This window comes from Saccharothrix carnea (assembly GCF_003014735.1).
Classification (GTDB): domain Bacteria; phylum Actinomycetota; class Actinomycetes; order Mycobacteriales; family Pseudonocardiaceae; genus Actinosynnema; species Actinosynnema carneum.
In genome coordinates, this window is sequence record NZ_PYAX01000015.1 from 24,883 (window position 1) to 44,785 (window position 19,903).

Here is a 19,903-nt window from a genome sequence, read left to right on the forward strand (position 1 = left end):
GGGCCGGTGGTGCGACCCCGCCGAAGTCACGCGCGGGGTCGCACCGGTAATTCACCAGCCGGAGTTGCCGCCACCGCGCTGGACGGTGTACCGGTTCTCGTCGTTGACCATCCCGCGGCTGCCCGTGCCCTTGAGGCCGGAGACGGTCACGCCGTCGAAGCGGCCGGTGCCGGACATGAGGTAGAAGTAGATGCCGTGGGAGTCGGCGTTGGTCACGGATCCGGCGCCGTCGTCGAAGGACTCGGTGGCGCCGCCGGTGCCGTTGATCCCGACGTTGGCGACCGTCAGGTTGCTCACGGCCTTGTTCCAGCTCAGCAGCAGGCCGTGGTAGTTGCTGTCGTTGATCTCCAGGTCGCGCAGCACGACCGCGCCGGTGATGTCGGCGCGTTCGGCGAACAGCCAGATCGCGCCGGTGTGGGTGTGCCAGTCCCAGTTGCGGGTGCCGGTGCGGGTGAGGGTGTTGCGCTGCACGGTGGTGGTGCCGTTGAACGGCATGGACGCGTGCCAGGTGGACAGCATGACGCCGGAGCCGTTGAACACGGTGTCGGTGATCAGGTTGTCCTCGGCGCGGTTGTCGGTACCGCCGTAGATGGCCACGCCGTTGGCCAGGATCGGCAGCGCGACCGTGTTGAACGCGAACACGCTGCGGCTGACGGTGCCCGCCGCTTCCCAGGACCACATGGCCAGCGCGTCGTCGCCGGTGTTGCGGAAGTTGCTCTGCTCCACCCGGACGTTGGCGGTGTTGCCGTTGACGTTGAGGCCGTCCGCCATCGTGTTGCGGATGCGCAGGCCCGAGACGAGCAGGCCGTCCGCCTGCTTGATCCACAGGCCGACCTTGGCGTGGTCGGAGGCCACGTTGAAGATCAGCGACCCGGTGCCGAACTCGCCTTCGACGAACGCGTCGGAGCTGGGTGCGCCGTCCGGGTCGCGGGTGGTGACGTCGCCGTCGAAGGTGAAGTCGGCCAGCGTGGTGTCGGCGCCGGCGACGTAGAACCCGCCGCGGCGGTCGGCGCCCAGGAGCACGGTGTGCCAGGTACCGGCGCCGCGCACGTCGACGCCGTCGACCTGGACCAGGCTGTGGAGGTTGAACCGACCGGCCGGGATCCAGACACCCCGGGCCGTGGTGCCCCGGGCCGCGGAGACGGCCGAGCGGAGGGCGGCGCTGTCGTCCACGCCGTCGTCGGCCCGTGCTCCGTGGTCGGTGATGCTGAGGTAGCCGGCCGGGGCCGCGGTCGGGCCGTCGACGACCTCGGCCTCGACCAGGTCCACGGTGATGTAGCTGGTCGCGTTGGTGTCCTTGGCCAGGCGGAGGACCGTGCCGGCGGGGTAGGTCTGGGGCAGCAGGACGCGGGAGTCGTCGAAGTAGCGGTGCGGACGTGCGCCGCCGGGGCCGGCGGTGAAGGGGTAGTCGCCGTACATCCAGCTGTACTTGGAGGTCAGCGTGAGGTCGCGGACCTTGGTGCCGCCCGCGTACACCGCCAGCGGTGCGGTGGTGCCGTTGCCCGAGGCGTCGTCGGGCAGGCCCGCGCGCACGGTGATGGCGTTGGCGGGCTTGGTCAGCGTGACCTGCACGTACTGGCCGGTACCGGTGAGCTTCATGGCGCTGCGGCCCGAGGCCTCGGCGGCCTCCGTGGTGTAGGTGCGGCCGGAGATGCGGGTTCCGGTGCCGTTGTCGGTCTCGTAGGTGGTGTAGGGCACGGTCGCGCCACGTGCGGCCAGGCCCGCGGTGTTGGTGACCGCGATGTTGTCGAGCTGGACGCCGCCGGTGTCGCCGGTCGTGACGTGGTAGCCGATGAGGTTCAGCCCCGAGCGCAGTGCCGCGCTGTGGGTCGTGGTGCGCCAGCCGCTGCCGCCCGACAACGACAACCGCGGTCCCTTGACGCCGTTGACGTACAGGGTCACCGTGCCTGCGGAGGAGTTGGTGTGGCGCAGGGTGATGGTGGCGTTGCCCGCGCTCGTCTGGTTGATGCTGCGGATGACGCGCGCGCCGTTGCCCGGCAGGGTCACCGAGCCGGTGCCTGTGGCGCCGGACGGGCTGGTGGCGGTCGAGGCGCCGCCGGAGAGGAACCCGGACTCCAGTTCGTAGGAACCGGCCGGTCCCGGCGGGTTGGTCGTTGTGGTGGTGGTCGGCACGGCGGTGGACAGCTTGACGTGGTCCAGGTTGACGTTGCCGTTGTCACCGGCGCCGTAGGAGACCGCGATCGTGTTCACGCCGGCGTTGAGGGTCACCGCTGCGGTCGCGGTCCCCCACGTGCTCCAGGAAGCGGTGGCGGGCAGTGACACCTGCCGGACGGCGCCGTTGACCGACACGGACAGGGAGCGCGTCGAGCCGGTGCCGTTGGCGTAGCGCAGCGTCAGCTCGCTGTTCCCGGCGCTGCCGCTGGTGGCGGCGAACGTCGCCGTCGCCGTGCCCCGGTTGGCGTCGGTGAAACCGCCGACATAGCCCGTGCCGGAGTAGCCGGCGTGTTCGGACTCGACGCGGGCACCACCGGAGAGCTGGGCCGACTCCGCTTCGAGGTCGCCGCCGGAGGTGGGGGCCGGCTCGATGGTGATGTGGTCCAGGTTGACGTTGCCGTTGTCACCGGCGCCGTAGGACACCGCGATGGCGTTGCCGGTGGCGTTGAGCTGCACGTTCTGGCGCACGCTGCCCCACGAGGCCCAGCCGGCGGTGGCCGGCAGGGAGAGTTGGCGGGCGCTGCCGTTGACCGACAGGGTCAGGGTGCGGGTCGAGCCGGTGCCGTTGGCGTAGCGCAGCGTCAGGGTGTTCTGCCCGGCCGCGGCGTTGGTGGTGAAGGTCGCCTTGGCGGTGCCGCGGTTGGCGTCGGTGAACCCGCCGGCGTAGCCGGTGCCGGAGTACCCGGTGTGCTCGGACTCGACGCGGGCACCGCCGGAGAGCGCGGCCGACTCGGCTTCGAGCACGGCGGGCGCCGCCGGGGCGGCCGTGCTCCACAGGGTGATCAGACCGGCGGCCATCACCGTCGTGGTGACTGCCGCGAGCCCTCTCTTGGACAGCTTGCTCAACATCGTTGTTGTCTCTCTTCGCAGGGGGAGGCCCGTCGTAGGGCCGTGGTTCATCCCTTGACCGCGCCCTCCAGCGCGCCGCCGCTCAGGAACAGTCGTTGGAACACCAGGAACAGCGCGATCGGGATGATCGACGAGATCGCCAGGGCGGCGAGGAAGACGTCGAGTTCCACGTAGCGCTGCAGGGCGGGCAGGCGCACGGACAGCGGCTGCACCGCGGGGTCGGGCAGCACCAGCATCGGCCAGAGGAAGTCCTTCCAACTGGCCACGACGGCGAACACCGACACCACGCCGATGATCGGCCGCGACAGCGGCAGCACCACCGACCAGAAGATCCGGAACGGTCCGGCGCCGTCCACCCGGGCCGCCTCGAACACCTCGCGCGGCAGGCTCGCGAAGAACCGCTGCACGAGGACGACGTTGAACGCGCTCGCACCGGCGGGCAACCACACCGCCCAGAAGGTGTTGATCATTCCCGCGTCGACCACGGTCAGGTACAGCGGCACGAGCAGCACGATCGGGGGGACGAACAGCGTGCCCAGCACCACCGCGGTGATCAGGCCTCCGTAGCGGGGCCTCAGCACGGCCAGCGCGTACCCGGCGGTGGTGGCGACCGCCAGCTGCACGGCCCACGAACCGGCGGCGAGCCACACGGTGTTGAGGAAGTACTCGTCGATCTCCACGCGGGTCCACGCGGTGGCCAGGTTGGCCAGGTCGAACCCGTGGGGGAACACCGACAGGGGCGCGCGCAGCGTGTCCTGGGTGGGCGTGACGGCGGCCTTGGCCAGCCACAGCACGGGGCCCAGGCCGGTGAGCAGCAGCGCGCCCAGCAGCAGGCCTTGGAGTGCGCGCAGCACCAGCCGGGTGCGGGTGGTCGCCCACTCGGTGGGCGAGACCAGACCTCGGTTCACGACGTGCTCCAGGATCTCGTCAGCCGGAAGTACGCGGTCGAGAACAGCGCCAGCACCGCCGCGAGCATGAGGCTCAACGCGGTGGCCGCGCCGTAGTCACCGCCCAGGCTGTTGGCGAAGGCGTAGTCGTAGATCAGCAGCAGCAGGGTCGTGGTCGAGTTCGCGGGACCGCCGCCGGTGAACAGGAACGGTTCCAGGAACACCTGCGCCGTGCCGATGATCTGGAGGATGAACGTCACCAGCAGCACGCCGCGCAGCCGCGGCAGCGTGACGTGCCAGACCTTGCGCCAGATCCCCGAGCCGTCGATCTCCGCGGCCTCGTACAGGTCGGCGGGCACCCCGGCCAGCGCCGCCAGGTAGATGATCACCGTGCCGCCCGCGGCGGCCCACGTGGCTTCCAGCACCAGCGCGGGCATCGCGCTGCCCGGGTCCTGCAGCCACTGCCACGGCCCGAGCCCGACCCATCCCAGCACCGTGTTGAACACCCCGGTCGGACCGGCGTCGTAGAAGAACTTCCACAACAGCACCGCGACGACCGGCGGGATCACCACCGGGAGGTAGGCCAGTGCGCTGAACAACCCCTTGCGGTGGCGGACCTCGCTGATCAGCACCGCGGCCAGCAGCGGCAGCGGGTAGCCGAACAGCAGCGCCAGCACCGCGAACCACACCGTGTTGCGCAACGCGGTCCACAGCAGCGGGTCCGCCAGCACTTGGGCGAAGTTGTCCAGGCCGACGAACTCGACGGGCCCGACGAGGTTGGTCCGCTGGAAGCTCATCACCACCGACTGCACGATCGGCGCCCACGAGAAGAACCCGAACACCAGCAGCAGCGGCAGCAGGAAGACCAGGGTGCTCAACCCGCCGCGGCGCACCCACGTGGCGGGCGTGCGCCGCCGTCGCGGCGGGCGGGGACCGCGTGGCGGCGGGGGAACCGCCGCCACGCGGGAGTGGGATCGGACGGCCACGTCAGCCCCGGCCGATCTGGGCCTGCACCTCGGCGTCGGCCTTGGCCAGCAGCGCGGGCACGTCCGCGGACCGGTCGGTGAACAGGGTCTGCACGGTCTGGTCCAGGATCTTGTAGACGTCCTGGGTGGACCGGGTCGGCTCGGTGACCAGCGGCTGGTCGAACATCTTCGCCGTGTACGGCGTCATCTGGTCCAACGGCACGTTGACGTACTGCGCGGTCCACTCCCGCGCCTGGTCGTAGGTCGCGCGGTCCACCACGGGCAGCGTCGGCACACCGACCGGCTGGTCGGTCTCGGCCAACGTCCTGGCGTCGGCGACCGCCGCCTCCTGGTCGGTCAGCTTGCCCATGTAGTAGAAGTCGATCCACTTCACGGCGGCTTCCTTGCTGCGCTCGCCGATCTTCGGGCTCACCACGGCCAGCGTGCCGCCGCCGAGCACGCCCGCGTCCGGCTTGTCCGCCAGTGGCAGGGCGGCGACGCCGTAGTCCTCGGCCTTGAGGCCGTTCTGGGTGACGAGGTTGCCGTAGTTGCCGCCGCCGGAGACGTACATGCCGATGCGGCCGGCGGCGAAGTCCTGGTTGATCCCGGCCCAGTCGTAGAGGAAGTTCGCGCCCATGCTGTTGTCCTCCCAGCGCATGGCGCGCAAGGTGTCGAGCACCTCGGCCATCTCCGGGGTGTCCACGGTGGCCTCGGCCTGGTCGCCGGTGATCTTCTCGATCCGGCCGCCGAAGGCGTAGTCGAGCGTGGTGAGGATCCAGCCGCCGGTGTTGCCCGAGGTCATCTGCGCGTACCCGGCCTGGCCGGTGCGCTCGGTGATCTGCTTGGCCGCGGAGCGCACCTCGGCCCACGTCGTGGGCGGCTTGTCCGGGTCGAGCCCGGCCTGGGTGAACAGCGTGCGGTTGTAGTGCAGCGCCTGGCCGTAGGCGGCGATCGGCACCGCCCACTGCTTGCCGTCCGCGGCCTGCCCGGCCTTGGCGACGTTCGGGTTGAGCTTGGCGGCGTAGGGCAGCTGGGCGATCTGCTCGCCGACGTCGGCGATCTGCTTGCGCTCGATCAGGCCCCGGCCATCGGTGAACGGCACGGTGAACACGTCGGGGATGGTGCCGCCGGCGAGCTGGGCGGTGAACGACGCGGCGGTCCAGGTGTACTCCTGGGTGCGGACGTCGATGTCGGTGTTGGCGGCCTCGAACTGCTCGGCGCGCTTGGTGAACGCGTCGATCGCGGCCTTCTCCAGGCCCGAGTCCATCGCGACGGTGATGACGACCTTGCCGTCGGCACCCACCTGGTCGTCGGGATCGGAGCCGCACGCGGTCAGGAGCAAGGGCAGCACGATCACCGCGGTCGCGAGTCTGGTCGGCAGTGGCCTTGCGGCGGAGGACTTCATCGTCTTTCCTTCGGGTTGATCAGGCACGCAGCCAGGCGGCGGCGTCGGCGGGCAGGTGGTCACCGTCGAGGTCGACGCTGGTCAGCAGCACCTCGTGGTGGTCGGGCAGCGGCACCGGCGCGGCGCCGAGGTTGACGACGCACACGACGTCGTCACGGGCGAAGGCCAGCACGTCCTCGGTGCTGTCCAACCAGGAGAAGCGCTCTCCGCGCAGCCCGGGTTCGGACCGGCGCAGGGCGAGGGCGGTCCGGTAGAGGGTCAGCATGGAACGCGGGTCCCGGTACTGCACCTCCACCGAGCGCTCGCCCCACCCGGCGGCCGGCTGCGGCAGCCAGGCAGGCGCGCCCGACCCGTCCGGACTGAACCCGAACGAGTGACCTGAGCGGGTCCACGGCAGCGGCACGCGGCACCCGTCGCGCCCGGGGTCGGTGCGCCCGGAGCGGAAGTGCATGGGGTCCTGCAACGCCTCCAGCGGCAGGTCCTCCACCTCGGGCAACCCCAGCTCGTCGCCCTGGTAGACGTACAGCGCGCCGGGCAGCGCCGCGGTCAGCAGCGCCGCCGCGCGGGCCCGTCGCTCCCCCAGCCCCGGGTCGGTCGGCGTGCCGAACCGCTTGGTGGCGAAGGAGAACGAGCTGTCCTCGCGGCCGTACCGGGTCACCGGGCGGGTGACGTCGTGGTTGGACAGCACCCACGTGGGCGGCGCGCCGACCGGGGCGTGCGCGTCCAGCGTGGACTGGATCGACTCGCGCAGCTGCTTGGCCTCCCACGGGCGTCCCATGAAGTCGAAGTTGAACGCCGAGTGCATCTCGTCGGGACGCAGGTAGCGGGCGAAGCGCTGCTGGTCGTCCAGCCAGATCTCCCCCACCAGCACGCGCGGCTCGGCGTAGGAGTCGGCCACCGCGCGCCAGCCGCGGTAGATGTCGTGCAGCTCGTCGCGGTCGATGAACGGGTGCCCGCCCGCCTCGTAGGTCCGCGGCACCTCGGGCAGCGCCGGGTCCTTGACGGGCATCGACGCCGAGTCGACCCGGATGCCCGCCACGCCCCGGTCGAACCAGAACCGCAGCACGTCCTCGTGCTCGCGCCGCACGTCCGGGTGGTTCCAGTTCAGGTCCGGCTGCTCGGGCGCGAACAGGTGCAGGTACCACTGCCCGTCCGGCACCCGCGTCCAGGTGCCGCCGGCGAAGCTCGACACCCAGTCCGTGGGCGGCAGCTCGCCGTGCTCACCCCGGCCCTCGCGGAACCAGAACCGCTCCCGCTCCGGCGAACCTGGTCCGGCCGCCAGTGCCGCCTTGAACCACGCGTGCTCGCTGGAGACGTGGTTCGGCACGACGTCGACGATCGTGCGGATGCCCATCGCGGCGGCGTCCGCGATCAGCGCCTCGGCATCGGCCAGCGTGCCGAACGCCGGGTCGATGGCCCGGTAGTCGGCCACGTCGTAGCCGCCGTCGGCCAGCGGTGAGGCGTACCAGGGGGTGAACCAGATCGCGTCCACGCCCAGGTCGCGCAGGTGGGGCAGCCTGTCGCGGACGCCGTTGAGGTCGCCGGTGCCGTCACCGTTGGAGTCGGCGAAGCTGCGCGGGTAGATCTGGTAGATCACCGCGCCGCGCCACCACGGCCGGTCCGGGCTGTCCATCGTCACGATCTCTCCCCCTCATGGTGCGCGCAGGGCACCACAAATCAACCGAACGTTGCCGGTCAGAGGCGGTTTAGCGCTATACTAAGTGGTGTGGGACACTAACCTCGCCGCAGCGCAGGTGTCAACGACGAGTCCGGTGTTCTGCGAAGGCGAGAGGAGAGATCGGGCCGGTGCGGGTGACCCTGAAGGACATCGCCAGGGCGGCGGGCGTGAGCATCATGACGGTGTCGAACGTGATCAACGGCAAGCACGATCGCGTGTCGGCCGAGACGGTCGAGCGGGTGCGCCGGATCGTCGCCGAACTCGGCTACGTGCCCAACGGGTCCGCGCGCAGCCTGGCCGCCAACAGTTCCCGCCTCATCGGGCTGTTGGTGCCCGCCGAGAGCGAGGTCAGCCTCACCATCTCCCCGCACAACATCGCCACCATCGGTCAGATCGAGCGCCGACTGCGCCAGCGCGGCTACCACCTGCTCCTGCGCGGGGTGTCCGACACCGCCGAGATCGGCGAGGCGCTGCGGTCGTGGAGCCTGGACGGTGCCGTGCTGCTCGGCTTCCTCGACGAGGAGGTCGACGGCCTGCGCCGCCGCGTCACCGGGGCGACACCGGTGGTGGCCATCGACAGCTACTCCGCCAACCCGTTGACCACCGGGGTGCGCACCGACGACTTCACCGGCGCCCACCTGGCCACCTCGCACCTGCTGTCCCTGGGGCACCGGCGGATCGTGTTCGCCGCGCCGTCGTTCACCGATGTCGGCGTCGTCCACGAACGCTTCCTCGGCTTCCACGCGGCGCTGCGGGACGCCGGGGCGTCACCCCGGGACTGTCCGATCGAGACCGTCGACACGACTCATGACGACGGTGTCGAACTGGGCAGGCGCCTGCTCGCGAGCCACCCCGACGCGACCGCGGTGTTCGCCACCGCGGACATCCTCGCGATCGGCATCATCGAAGGCTTGCACGACGTCGGCGTTCCCGTGCCGGAGCGGGTCTCGGTCGTCGGGTTCGACGACCTGGACATCAGCGCCTACATCACGCCCAAGCTCACCACCGTCGCCCAGGACATCGTCGGCAAGGCGACCCACGCCGTCGACCGACTCCTCGACCTCGCCGAAGGCGGGGACCACCACACCGAGCCGCTGGTCCTCGACGTGCGGCTCGTCGTCCGCAACTCCACCGCCGAACCGCACGACCTGGGCGGAACCGGCGGGCCACCCCCATGATCGCGGCCCGCCCCCAGTGGCGTCTGCGCACGGCTTGGCGCGTCACCGCGCTCAGACCTGTCCGGCCAACACCTCGGCGTGCACGGTCGGGTGGTTCGCGGCGAGGTGGTCGAGGATCCTGCCGATCGGGGTGCCGTAGTTCTCCTGCTTGACCTCCTGCCCGCGCACGGTCAGCGGGTCGCCGGGGATGACCCGCCAGCCTCGGTGCAGCGCGACGACGGACCAGGCGTCGTCGCAGATCGGGGAGCCGGAGGAGCCGCCGGCGGTGTCGGTGAGGTAGCTGAGGTGGTCGGCGGTGCCGGTGACGACGTAGTTGTTGCGGAAGCCCAGCCGCATCGGGTTGCCGCCGGGGTGTTGGAGCACGTTGACCCGCTCGTCCAGTTCCCGGCCCCGGGGTTTGAGCAGCGGGCTGGGGCGCAGCCGCAGCGGTGGCCGGGGCGGCGGGTCGTCGGCCAGGCGCAGGATCGCGTAGTCCAGTTCGCGATCGGCCGCCACGCACTCGACCGACCTCGTCCGGTGGGGCGCGGAGTCCAGGCGGTAGAAGTCGAACTCCACCTTCGCGGTCCGGCCTTGCAGGGCGAAGTCGAGGTCACTCGCGACTTTGGCGTCCAGCCCGATCCGGGCGTTGACCACGTGGTGGTTGGTGATCAGGAGCCTCGGGCCGATCATCCAGGCGGTGCCGTCCCCGACCTCGGGAGCGCCTCCCGCCACGGTGGACGGCACGCCGTCGAAGTGCCGGTGCACGACCACCTTGGCCACTGATCGCGCCACCTCGACGCCGATGTGCAGGAAGTCGACCGCGAGCGTGTCGTCCTTCAGGATCACGACTTCGAGGTCACCGTCCGCCACGGGCAGCGCGGCCACCTCGTCGGGCACCTCGCGCGGCACGTCGGTGGGCGCGGTGCCGGGACGGGCGACCCCGTCCGGGGAGACGATCTCCAGCGCGCGGCGGAACACCATCTCCTCGGGGAGGCCACCGGACAGCGGGATGGCCTGGTTGAGCCACTCCCACATCGGCACCTCGCCCGACACCAGGGCGCGGGTGGTGTTCATCCGGTTGAGCAACGAGATCAGGCGGGCCAGCGGATTGCCGCCTTGGGCGGCCACCGCGACGTAGGCGGGCTCCATGCTGGAGGTCAGCGCCTTCAGCTGCTCGGTGTCGGCGAACCCGACCGAGATGGCCGCCTGGCGGACCTCGGCGAGGGCCTGCGGGCTGAGGTGGGCGAAGGTCATGTCGATTTCCTGACGTCAGGGGCGCGAACGAGGGTGTCGACGACCAGGCGGGGCATGTCGACGTCGCCGACCGCCCGGTCGAGGCCGATCGCGATGGCGCGGCCGGTGCGGCCGGTCCGCACGACCTGCCGCGCCAACTCCACGAGGTCCTGGCGCCGTCCGCGCAGGCCGACCTCGTCGGCCAGTCGCGCCAGCGCGGGTGCCGCGTCGTCGGAGGTCTGCGACAGCACCTTGGCCACGGCGTACGAGTCCGCGACGAACACCCCGGTGTCGATCTCGGTCCGGTCGCCCACCTCGGTCGCGGCGTGGTGGAGCACCGACTCCTCGTCGGGGCCCGCCACGTGCAGGACGCGGCGGACGAGGTTCGGGTCGGCCACCATCTCCGCGCGGCCCAGTTCGCCGAACCGGGCGGCGAGTTGGTCGCCGAGGTCACCGGCGGGCTCGCCGAGGACGCGCAGCCACCTGATCGCGTCGGTGAGCACGCCTATCGCGCGGGTCCGGTCGCCGAGCAGGTCGCAGACGCGCGCCGCCCACCGGGCGGCCCTGACCACACCGGAGGGGTCGTGCTGCCGGGCGCGGACCTCGACGGCGAGTTCCGCCAGGTCGGCGTGGGTGGCGCGGTCGCCGTCGACGGTGGCGGCGATGCCGTCGTGCAGCGCGGTGTCGGCGCCGTCGACGTCGCCCGCGGCCAGCCGGGCACGCACTTCCACGGCGTGCAGCGCGCTGCCGGGCAGTCGTTCGGGCCGTTCGGCGAGCACGGCCAGCGCCGCGTCCGCGTCACCGGACGACAGCCACGAGGTGGCCCGCAGGAAGGCGTCGGCTTCCCAGTCCCCCTGGTCCCAGGCGGCCTGGCCCCGCTCGCCCAGGCCCATCCGGCGCTCCAGCCACCGCGCCGCGGCGGGCGGCAGCGGCTCACCGAGCGCGGGTGCGAGCAGGCGGCGCAGGTCGGGATGCCACAGCCGGTCGAGCCGGCGCGGGTCCGTGCCGCTCATCAGCCAGTGGTAGACCTCCTCGGCGCGGTCCTCGACCGAGTCGCGGCCCTGGTAGTACTTGATCGCCAACTCGTGGACCCTCGCCAGGGTCGACGCGCGAGACGGTTCGTCGCGCATCGTCCGCAGCATCAGCGCACGCACGTCCTGCCGGTGCCGCAGCACGTCCGGCCCGTCTGCCTCGAACAGGCCGACCTCGGCCCGCAGCCGCTCGAACAGCGACTCCGCGTCCTCGGGGTCGAAGCCGCACGGCTCGGCGAGCACCCGGCGCAGCACGTCGACGGTGACCAGCCGCACCGCGAGACCGGGGTGGGCGACGCGCCGCACCTCGGGGTCGCCGATGTGGGCGAGGACGCGGTCGTAGAGCAGCCCGAGCACCTGCTCCCCCGCGATCCCGGTGACCGCGTCGGCGCGCCCGACGACGTCGTCCACGGCGTCCGCCCCCACCTTGCGGACGACATCGGCGGCCAGCCGCAATGTCAGCGGGTTGCCACCGAAGCGCCGCACGACGGTGCGGCGCAACGCCCGGTCGGTGACGCCGAGGTCGGCCAGGACCAGTTCGGCGGACTCGTCGTCCAAGTCCCCCAACAGCACCACGTGGGGTTGGGCGAACCCCGGGAACGCCGGCGGGTCGCCGCGCCCGGACGACACGACCCGCAGGCCGGGTACCCGCGCGTGCAGCAGGTGGAGGAAGTCCGCCAGGTCGCGTACCGCGCCCGGTCCCTTCAGCTGGACCTCCTCCATGGTGTCGAGGAACAGCACCAGCGACACCGGCGACTCGCTGGTCAGCACGTCCTCCAGCAGGGTGCCGAGCTGGTCGGCGAACAACCCCACCAGCTCGGGCAGTTCCCGCTCGGCGGTGAGGTCGACGTCGAGGATCTCCGACGCCGAGACGAGGTCGATCCGGTCGGACGCGCTCTCCACGGCGGCGAACAGCCGGGCGTCGTCGGTCGCGGCGTACTGCAACCGCACCTGCCGCGTGATCTGCCCCAGCAGGCCGGCGCCGTCGTGGGGGTCGTTGCGCACGCGGTCGAAGTCGAGGTAGGCGAACGGGACCGCGGACATCGCCCGCAGTTCGAGATCGAGCAGCGCGCTGCCGAGCAGGCTCGACTTGCCCACCCCGCCGGGCCCGCACACGGTCAGCTGCGTGAACGGCGTGCGACCGGCGACGAAGTCGGCGACGATCCCCCGCTCCCGCACTCGGCCGCGGAAGTGCGTGCCGACCAGAGCACGCAGCGGGTCGAGGAGAGCCCGCCGCTCCAGCACCGCCTCCACGGTGATCCCCACGGTCTCGTCGATGATGCCGACCGGCTCCAGGCAGCGGCACACGGCCGCGTACTCCGCCAGCTCGTCGGTGCTCTCCCAGGCCGAGTCGGGGATACCGGACCCGAAGACCAGGTCCCGCACCTTGTCGCGCCAGGTGTCGGGCAGGTCGGCGTTCGCGTCGAGCGCGGCGCCCAGCGACCCGTCGTGGAACAGGCGGGCCAGGCACGCCGACCGGACGTCGTCCAGCAGCACCCACCGCCCGTCTGCGCGGGTGCGGCACAACCCGGCCAGCGTCACCCGCGCCGACGTCGTGGTGGGCTCCAGCGGGCGCAGCCGGCCGGGCCGGAACGCGCCGAGCACGGCGGCCGCGGTCGTCCACGGCCGGTGGTCGGCGTCGAGCGCCACTTCCTCGTCGGTGCGGACCCGGGACCGCGACAGCACGTCCCGCAGCCGCGCGGCGAAATCGGGAGGGTCGGTCGGCGGGGTGGACCGCTCCGGCGTGCTCGCGGTGGGTACGTCGCCGAGGTAGTAGTTCGCGACGTGGCGGATCTGACCGGTCAGGTCCGGCGCGCGTCGGGCCAGCGCCGCGAACAGCCGGTCGTCCACCGCTGTCCTGCGGATCAGGTCGGTGGCGACCCGCCGGGTGAACGCCGTGTGCCCGACACCCGGTGGCGGCGAGCTGACCCGGATGCCTTCCAGCACGAGGAACTTCTGGAGGTCTTGCGAGTCCTCGAACACCAGCCCCAGCAGCTCGCCGAGGTACTCACCGGAGTCCATCACGCCCCCAGCAGCAGTCGGTGGGCGTCGACGCACTTCTGCGCCAGCAGCCGCAGGCGGAGTCGGGGCGTGGGGCGGTCCTCGGCCAGGCTGCGCATGATGCTCGCCGCGGTGAGGTGGTAGAGCTCCTGGTCCTTGCCGGGAGCAGCGGCGGCCAGCCAGGCGGCCACGTCCGGTTCGGCGATCTCACCGAGCGCGTGCCGGTGCTCCAGCTCCGGCAGGTTGGCCAGCCGGACCGCGCCGAAGTCGCCGAGCACCGTCACCCGCAGCTTCGCCGCGAGCAGACGGCTCCGCCGGATCTGGAGCATCAGCTCGTCCAGGAACGTGAGCACGCCCGGGTCCTGCTCGGAGCGGACCAGGTTCGCCACGAACCACACCGGGGTGTCGCTGTAGACGGCCGCGGACGCCAGGTTCCTCGCCAGCGTCACGGCGCGCCGCTCCGGTTCGGCGTCGTTGGCCGACTGCGGCACGATCCCGAGCTTGATCCGCAGCTGCGCCGCCAGGTAGTCGACGTACCCCGGGTCGTCGTGCCGTTCCAGCTGCTCGACCAGCGGCGTGTAGTTGCCGTGCCATCGCGCGCAGGTGGCGATGTACTCGGCCATGGTCCGCTTGCCGTACCCGGTCGGTCCGTCGATCGTGGCGACCGGCGGACCGCCGCCCGTGGCGATGTCGGCCATGGCTTTGCGCAGGGCGTCCCGGTCGGCGAACGGCGAACCCTCGGGCATCCAGACGTCGCCGGTCCGGATCGTTCGCCACACGATCGTCCGGTCGCGCAGACCTCGGATGGTCTGGTGCACCGAGACCAGTTCCCCGGCCTGGTCGACCATCTCCACCACGGTGATGAACAGCTCGGCGGTGGGCTGCGCCAGCGTGTGGTCGAGCCAGCAGCGCACCCTGTGGTAGCCGTTGAAGCCGGCGGGTGCGCGGCGCAGCGCCTCGGGCCCGAACAGGTCGCGCACGGTACCGGTGTTCGGCGGGTCGCCCACGTGGTCCAGGATCAGGTCGGCGACCTGCTTGTACTGCTCTTCGGTCAGCACCACGGCGGCCACCCGCCCGATCACCAGTCGCCGAGGAGGTCGACGACCCGTTGCTCGAACGCCGAGCGGCTGCCGTTGCCCTCTTCGCCGGTCAGCGCCTGCAGTGCCGCCGTGGCCCGTTCGCGGAGGCGGTGGACGTCCGCCTCCGTGTGGGGGTAGAGCAGGTCGAGGCCGCGCTTGTCGCCCTCGGACAGGTTGAGCCCGTCGCCGGCCGGGGCGCACGCGCTCGGGTCGCTCTTGTAGAAGAACGGCTGGAACCGGTAGAGCATGACCGACTTCGGGTCGAACGGACCCGCGATCACATCGGGCGACTCGACGGTGCGCAGGTTGTGGTCGACCTTGCTGCGCGGCCAGTTGTTGGGCTGCCCGCCGAGGTAGGTGTAGATCCCGGGCCTGCGGCCCGCCGGGTCGGGGACGAACACGCCGCGATCGTCGCGGGTGGGGACGTAGCCCGGGTCGTCCTCCCAGCGGAACTCGTCCTGGCACGATCCGCGCAGGTTCTGGTGGGCGTGGTGGAAGGCCAGGGCGTGCAGGAACTCGTGGCGGACGGTGCCCTGCCAGCGGTCGGGCTTCCGGGTGGCGAACCCGCCGAGGTTGAGGCTGCGCTGGCCGGGTCCGCCGCCGATGCCGTTGAGCGGGTCGCTGATGGTGCGGTCGGTGCTGTCGGTGCCGACGAGCGACCAGAAGCCGCCCTTGTCGAAGCTGACCCGGATCTCGGCCGCATAGGTGGTGTCCGTGGTCTTCCACCGCCGGTACCTGCCACCCGACTCACCGAAGTCGAGGCGGAGGTCGCACGCGTCGGTGATCTGCCCGGTGGCCTCCGCGATGTCCTTGTGCAGCGCGTCGTCACCGTCGAGGAACGCCACCCGGACCGTCGACCCCGGCCGCCACCGCGCCAGATCGGAGATCAGGAACTCCAGGCCTTCCTCCTGTCCCTTGCGCTTGCGCCACCCGTCCCGCACCTCCATCGCGGCAACGACCGCGTCGGGTAGTGATTCGAGCACGACATCGTTTCCTTGAGCGTTCACAGCTGCCTCCGAGGTTGCCCCTTTGCCTATAGGTGTCGCCGTTGACCATCGTCCGGTTAGGCTTATTTCTTCATCCGAACGGGTGAACTTGCACCCATCGCTCACAGCGCGCGGCCGAACCGACCCGTTCGAGGACGCCGCATCCCCCTGCCAGGCTCGACGACGACGCACGCGGTCAGCGGTCCCCGGAGGCTGTCACGATCGAGCCGGATGACTGCGACCCCGGCGCAGTCCTCACAGCCGTTGGCGCAGCAGGGCGGCGTCGAGTGGTTCGAGGATGTGCAGCACGGTGTCGGCGCTGCGGCGACTGCTGAGCCGCCTGCCCGAAGCGGACCGCGTCCCCGGTGGGCGCGGCGGCCTGTCAGGTGTAGTCGGGCAGCGTGCGGGCGACGTCGTGCGGCGACGGCATCGCGGCCACCTCTGCGGCCATCGCGCGGGCCGCGTCGCGCACGGACTCGTCGGTGAGCAGCCGCCGCGCCTTGGCCGCGATCGCCTCGGCGGTCATGTTCTCGGGCAACAGGTGGTCGCCCAGTCCGGTCTCGGTCACCACCTCGGCGTTGTTGAACTGGTCGGCCGCCTGCGGCAGGACGAGCTGCGGCACGCCCGCGCCGAACGTGCCCAAGGTGGTGCCCGCGCCGCCGTGGTGGACCACGAGGTCCGCGTGGGGCAGTAGGTCGCCCTGGGACACCCACGGCAGCACCACGACGTTGTCCGGCAGTCCGCTCAGCGCCTCCGGATCGACCTTCCGCCCCGCGGACACGAGCACCCTCGCGCCCACCGCCGCCAGGCCGTCGACGGCGGTGCGCAGCAGTGCCGCCTCGCTGAACGCGGTGCCCAACGTCAGGTACACCAAGGGCTCCCGGTGCTCCGCGACCCACGACGGCAACTCACCCGGTGCGGCGAACGCCACCGGCCGCAACGGGATCCGGTGCACCGACGAGGCCAGGAACGCCGGGTTCTGCACCGAAGGCGGGCAGATGTCGAGGTACGGGTGGCCCAGCGCCATGGGGTCGGTGCGGGGCACCTCGACGCCCAACTCCGCGCCGAGGGCGGTGAGGTAGTCGCGCGCGGGCTCGGCGAAATCCGGTTCCTGCCACATCCGACCGTACGAGTGGCACAGTGCCGGCACGCCCGCGACCTTCGCGGCCAGGCCCGCCCCGGGGTTGCCGAACTCGTGCACGACCAGGTCGGGCTTGCGCTCGGCGAGGACCGGCGCGAGCCCGGTGGCGAAGCTGCGCGGCAGCACCGAGGCGAACGTGAACGCGACCCGCTCGGCGTCGACCTCGCCCGGGTTCTCGGGCCTGACGCCCGCCATCGCGGACTCGAACGCCTTGCGCGGCGACATGCCGCCCACGATGTGCTCGATGCCGTGTGAGGCCAGGACATCCGAGAAGAGCCTGCCGGTGAAGTAGTCGACGTCGTGGCCGAGCTCCCGCGCGGCGACGGCGAGCGGCAGCAGGGGGAAGGTGTGCCCGTACAAACCGAGGCTGGAGAAGAGGATGCGCACGGGTTCAGAGCCCTCTCGAACGTGGCGTCGGCGACATCGGTTTCACCGACCGAGGTGGGTGCGCAGGAACGCGGCGACCTCGGCCCGCGCCTCACGAGCCGCGTCCACCACGCCCGACATGGCGAAGAAGCCGTGCGCCACCCCGGCATAACGCGTCGCGACCACGGGCACACCGGCCTCGCGCAGTCGTTCGGCGTACAGCTCGCCCTCGTCGCGCAGCGGGTCGTGCTCGGCGGTGATGACGAGTGCCGGCGGCAGGCCGGTGAGGTCCTCGGCGAGCAGGGGTGAGGCCCGCGGGTCGCGGCCGTCGTCCGGGCTCGCCAGGTAGTGGCCCCAGTACCAGGCGACGGATCGGCGGTTGAACGCGGCGGGGTCGTCGTTCTCGCGCATGGACGCGGTGTCGCCGCGGTGGTCGGTGTTGGGGTAGACCAGCACCTGGGCGGCCAGCGCGGGCCCACCGCGGTCGAGGGTCACCGCGGCCGCGAGGTTGCCGCCGGCGCTGTCGCCCGCCACGGCGAGGCGGGCGGGGTCGACGCCGAGCTCGGCCGCGTTCGCGGCGATCCAGGCGACGGCCGTGCGGCAGTCGTCGACGGCGGCGGGGAACTTGTGCTCGGGCGCCAGCCGGTAGCCGACGGTGATCACCTGGCACGGCACCGCGTTGGCCAGGGCGCGGCAGATCTCGTCGGAGGTCTCGATGCTGCCCAGCGCCCACCCGCCGCCGAAGAAGTAGACCAGGGTGGGCAGGGGCCCGACCGCGTCCACCGGGCGGTAGACCCGGATCGGCAGGTCGCCGCCCGGTCCGGGGAGTTGCCGGTCGGTGACGTGGCGCACCGGCTCGCCCGCGCCCGCCGCCGCCCGGATCGCGGCGAGGTCGGCGGCCCGCGCCTCCTCGATCGACAGGGTGTAGAGCGGTGGGGAGGCCGCGCCCTCGGGCATCGTCCTGAGCGGCGGGTCCAGTGGCATGCGGGCCTCCGTCGTCACTGCTTGAGCACCTTCTGGATCGCGGCGGTCAGCTGGGCGCGATCGGGTTGCACGGCGAGGTCGAGCCCGAGGGCGAACGGGACCACGGCGCCGTCCGGCCTGGTGACCCTGACGGGCGGCGCGGTCAGGTCGCACCGCTCGGCCGCGGTGGCCACGACCTCGGCCGCGATGCCGCACATGCGGTTGGAGTCGTCGACCACGACCAGCCGACCGGTCCTGGCCACCGAGGCGGCCAGCCCGTCCCAGTCGAACGGGTACACCGTGCGCGGGTCGAACACCTCGACCGAGACGTCACCGGCCAACTCCTCGGCGACCGCCAGCGCGTCGTGCACGAGGTGCCCGACCGCCACGACCGTGACGTCCTCGCCCGCGCGGTGGACCCGGCCGACACCGAGCGGCACCGGGGCCAGCGCGTCGAAATCGACGTCCACCCGGACGCCGAGCGCCGCCGCCGGTGCGAACACCACCACCGGGTCGTCGTCCCGGATCGCCGTGGTCAACAGGCCGTAGGCGTCCTCGGGCGTGGCCGGCACCACCGTCTTCACCCCGGCGTGGGCGAACAGGGCGTACGGGTGGTCGGAGTGCTGTCCGGCCCAGCCGGTCTTCGACCCGGAACCGGGCACCAGGTACGTCACCGGCACGCGGGTCTGACCACCGGTCATCAGCGAGAACTTGTGCGCCTGGTTGACGATCTGCTCGAACGCCAGGTACAGCAGCGCCGGGATCTGGAACTCGATCACCGGCCGCCGCCCGCCCAGCGCCGCCCCGGTCGCGAAGCTCGTGAACGCCTGCTCCGACAGCGGCGTGTCCAGCACCCGGTCCGGCCCGAACCGCTTGAGCAGGCCCGCGGTCACGTTGGAGACCGCGACCCGGACGTCCTCGCCCAGCACGAACACCGCCGGGTCGCGGGCCAGTTCGTCGCCCAGCGCGCGGTTGAGCGCCTTCTGGTAGGACAGCCACGGCATCACCCACCACCGCCCGGACGCGCGCGCATGCCGGTGGCGTACAGGTGGTCGAGCGCGCCCACGGGGTCGGGGTGCGGGCTGTCGAGCGCGAACGCGACCGCGGTGTCCATCATGGACTCGACCTCCGCGTCGACCCGTGCCCGCTCACCGCCGGCCAGCCGCACGCCCTGGATCTCCACCGGATCCCGCTCGCGTCCACTGAGGACCTCGGCGTCGTCGCGGTAGCGCACCCGGGCTTTGTGCTCCCACGTGTGGTGCGCGTCGAACCGGTAGGTCAGGCACTCGACCAGCGACGGCCCGCCGCCCGCGCGGGCGCGGTCCACCGCCTCGCGCGCCGCGGCGAGCACCGTGCGCGGGTCCATCCCGTCCACCGTCGCCGACGGCATCCCGAACGCCTCGCCACGCCCGGTGATCGTGCCCGCGACGGCATCCGACACGGTCAGGGTGGTGGCGTAGCCGTTGTTCTCGCAGACGAACAACACCGGCAGCCGCCACAGGGAGGCCAGGTTCATCGCCTCCAGCAGCACGCCCTGGTTGACCGCGCCGTCGCCGAAGAAGCTCACCGCGACCTGGTCGCCGCCGCTCTGCCGGGCGGCCCAGGCCGCGCCCGCGGTGATCGCGCCGTTGGCGCCGACGATCGCGTTCGCGCCGAGGATGCCCAACGCGAAGTCCGCGGCGTGCATCGACCCGCCGCGGCCCTTGTTCAGCCCGGTGGCGCGACCGGCCAGCTCGGCGAGCACCCGGGCGGGATCGGCGCCCTTGGCGAGCACGTGCCCGTGCCCGCGGTGGGTGCTGGTGATCATGTCGTCCAAGCGCAGCGCCGCGCACACACCGGCGGCGATGGCCTCCTGGCCCGTGTACGGGTGGATGCCACCGATGATGTCACCGGAGCGGACGAGCTCGACCGCCCGCTCCTCGAAACGGCGGATCAGCCGCACCGTGCGGTACAGGCCGACGTCGGTGTCCGGTGCGTGTGCCGCCAC

At 72.0% G+C, this 19,903-nt stretch carries 14 protein-coding genes; 1 reads left to right on the forward strand and 13 read right to left on the reverse strand.

What is annotated here, in order from left to right:
- Positions 1-51: 51 nt before the first annotated feature.
- The 5 genes from B0I31_RS32600 to B0I31_RS32620 all read right to left on the reverse strand — a co-directional run bounded on the left by B0I31_RS32600 (position 52) and on the right by B0I31_RS32620 (position 7,914).
- On the reverse strand, positions 52-3,024 hold the full coding sequence (locus tag B0I31_RS32600) for a CBM35 domain-containing protein (RefSeq protein WP_181320626.1): 2,973 nt from the start codon (positions 3,022-3,024) through the stop codon (positions 52-54).
- A 47-nt stretch (positions 3,025-3,071) separates the two neighbouring features.
- Positions 3,072-3,932 carry a carbohydrate ABC transporter permease gene (locus B0I31_RS32605; RefSeq protein WP_106619242.1) on the reverse strand — a complete coding sequence of 287 codons (861 nt, stop codon included), beginning with the start codon at positions 3,930-3,932 and terminating at the stop codon, positions 3,072-3,074.
- Positions 3,929-4,789: a carbohydrate ABC transporter permease gene (locus B0I31_RS32610; RefSeq protein ID WP_245950603.1), complete on the reverse strand. Its 861-nt coding sequence runs from the start codon at positions 4,787-4,789 to the stop codon at positions 3,929-3,931. The genes B0I31_RS32605 and B0I31_RS32610 overlap by 4 nt, the downstream gene beginning before the upstream one ends.
- Positions 4,790-4,898: 109 nt before the next feature.
- Positions 4,899-6,281 (reverse strand): ABC transporter substrate-binding protein, encoded by a 1,383-nt coding sequence (locus B0I31_RS32615; protein ID WP_106619244.1) that lies wholly within the window; start codon positions 6,279-6,281, stop codon positions 4,899-4,901.
- A 19-nt stretch (positions 6,282-6,300) separates the two neighbouring features.
- Entirely contained in the window at positions 6,301-7,914 is a 1,614-nt protein-coding gene (locus B0I31_RS32620; RefSeq protein WP_106619336.1) for a glycoside hydrolase family 13 protein, read from the reverse strand.
- 173 nt (positions 7,915-8,087) lie between these two features.
- Between B0I31_RS32620 and B0I31_RS32625 the strand changes: the two genes are divergently transcribed.
- Positions 8,088-9,137, forward strand: coding sequence for a LacI family DNA-binding transcriptional regulator (locus tag B0I31_RS32625; protein ID WP_106619245.1), 1,050 nt, complete (start codon positions 8,088-8,090; stop codon positions 9,135-9,137).
- Between the two features lie 51 nt (positions 9,138-9,188).
- Here B0I31_RS32625 and B0I31_RS32630 read toward each other — a convergent pair whose 3' ends face one another.
- The 8 genes from B0I31_RS32630 to B0I31_RS32665 all read right to left on the reverse strand — a co-directional run bounded on the left by B0I31_RS32630 (position 9,189) and on the right by B0I31_RS32665 (position 19,903).
- Positions 9,189-10,370 carry a trypsin-like peptidase domain-containing protein gene (locus B0I31_RS32630; protein WP_106619246.1) on the reverse strand — a complete coding sequence of 394 codons (1,182 nt, stop codon included), beginning with the start codon at positions 10,368-10,370 and terminating at the stop codon, positions 9,189-9,191.
- A complete protein-coding gene (locus B0I31_RS32635; RefSeq protein WP_245950604.1) occupies positions 10,367-13,402 on the reverse strand; it encodes an ATP-binding protein in 3,036 nt (1,011 codons plus the stop codon). The genes B0I31_RS32630 and B0I31_RS32635 overlap by 4 nt, the downstream gene beginning before the upstream one ends.
- On the reverse strand, positions 13,402-14,442 hold the full coding sequence (locus B0I31_RS32640) for a hypothetical protein (protein ID WP_146174037.1): 1,041 nt from the start codon (positions 14,440-14,442) through the stop codon (positions 13,402-13,404). The genes B0I31_RS32635 and B0I31_RS32640 overlap by 1 nt, the downstream gene beginning before the upstream one ends.
- Positions 14,443-14,459: 17 nt before the next feature.
- On the reverse strand, positions 14,460-15,443 hold the full coding sequence (locus B0I31_RS32645) for a zinc metalloprotease (RefSeq protein WP_146174038.1): 984 nt from the start codon (positions 15,441-15,443) through the stop codon (positions 14,460-14,462).
- 385 nt (positions 15,444-15,828) lie between these two features.
- Positions 15,829-16,974 (reverse strand): glycosyltransferase, encoded by a 1,146-nt coding sequence (locus B0I31_RS32650; RefSeq protein WP_106619250.1) that lies wholly within the window; start codon positions 16,972-16,974, stop codon positions 15,829-15,831.
- A 42-nt stretch (positions 16,975-17,016) separates the two neighbouring features.
- Positions 17,017-17,937: an alpha/beta hydrolase gene (locus B0I31_RS32655; protein WP_106619337.1), complete on the reverse strand. Its 921-nt coding sequence runs from the start codon at positions 17,935-17,937 to the stop codon at positions 17,017-17,019.
- A 14-nt stretch (positions 17,938-17,951) separates the two neighbouring features.
- Complete coding sequence (locus B0I31_RS32660) at positions 17,952-18,920, reverse strand: alpha-ketoacid dehydrogenase subunit beta (RefSeq protein WP_106619251.1); 969 nt, start codon at positions 18,918-18,920, stop codon at positions 17,952-17,954.
- Positions 18,920-19,903 (reverse strand): thiamine pyrophosphate-dependent dehydrogenase E1 component subunit alpha, encoded by a 984-nt coding sequence (locus B0I31_RS32665; RefSeq protein WP_106619338.1) that lies wholly within the window; start codon positions 19,901-19,903, stop codon positions 18,920-18,922. The genes B0I31_RS32660 and B0I31_RS32665 overlap by 1 nt, the downstream gene beginning before the upstream one ends.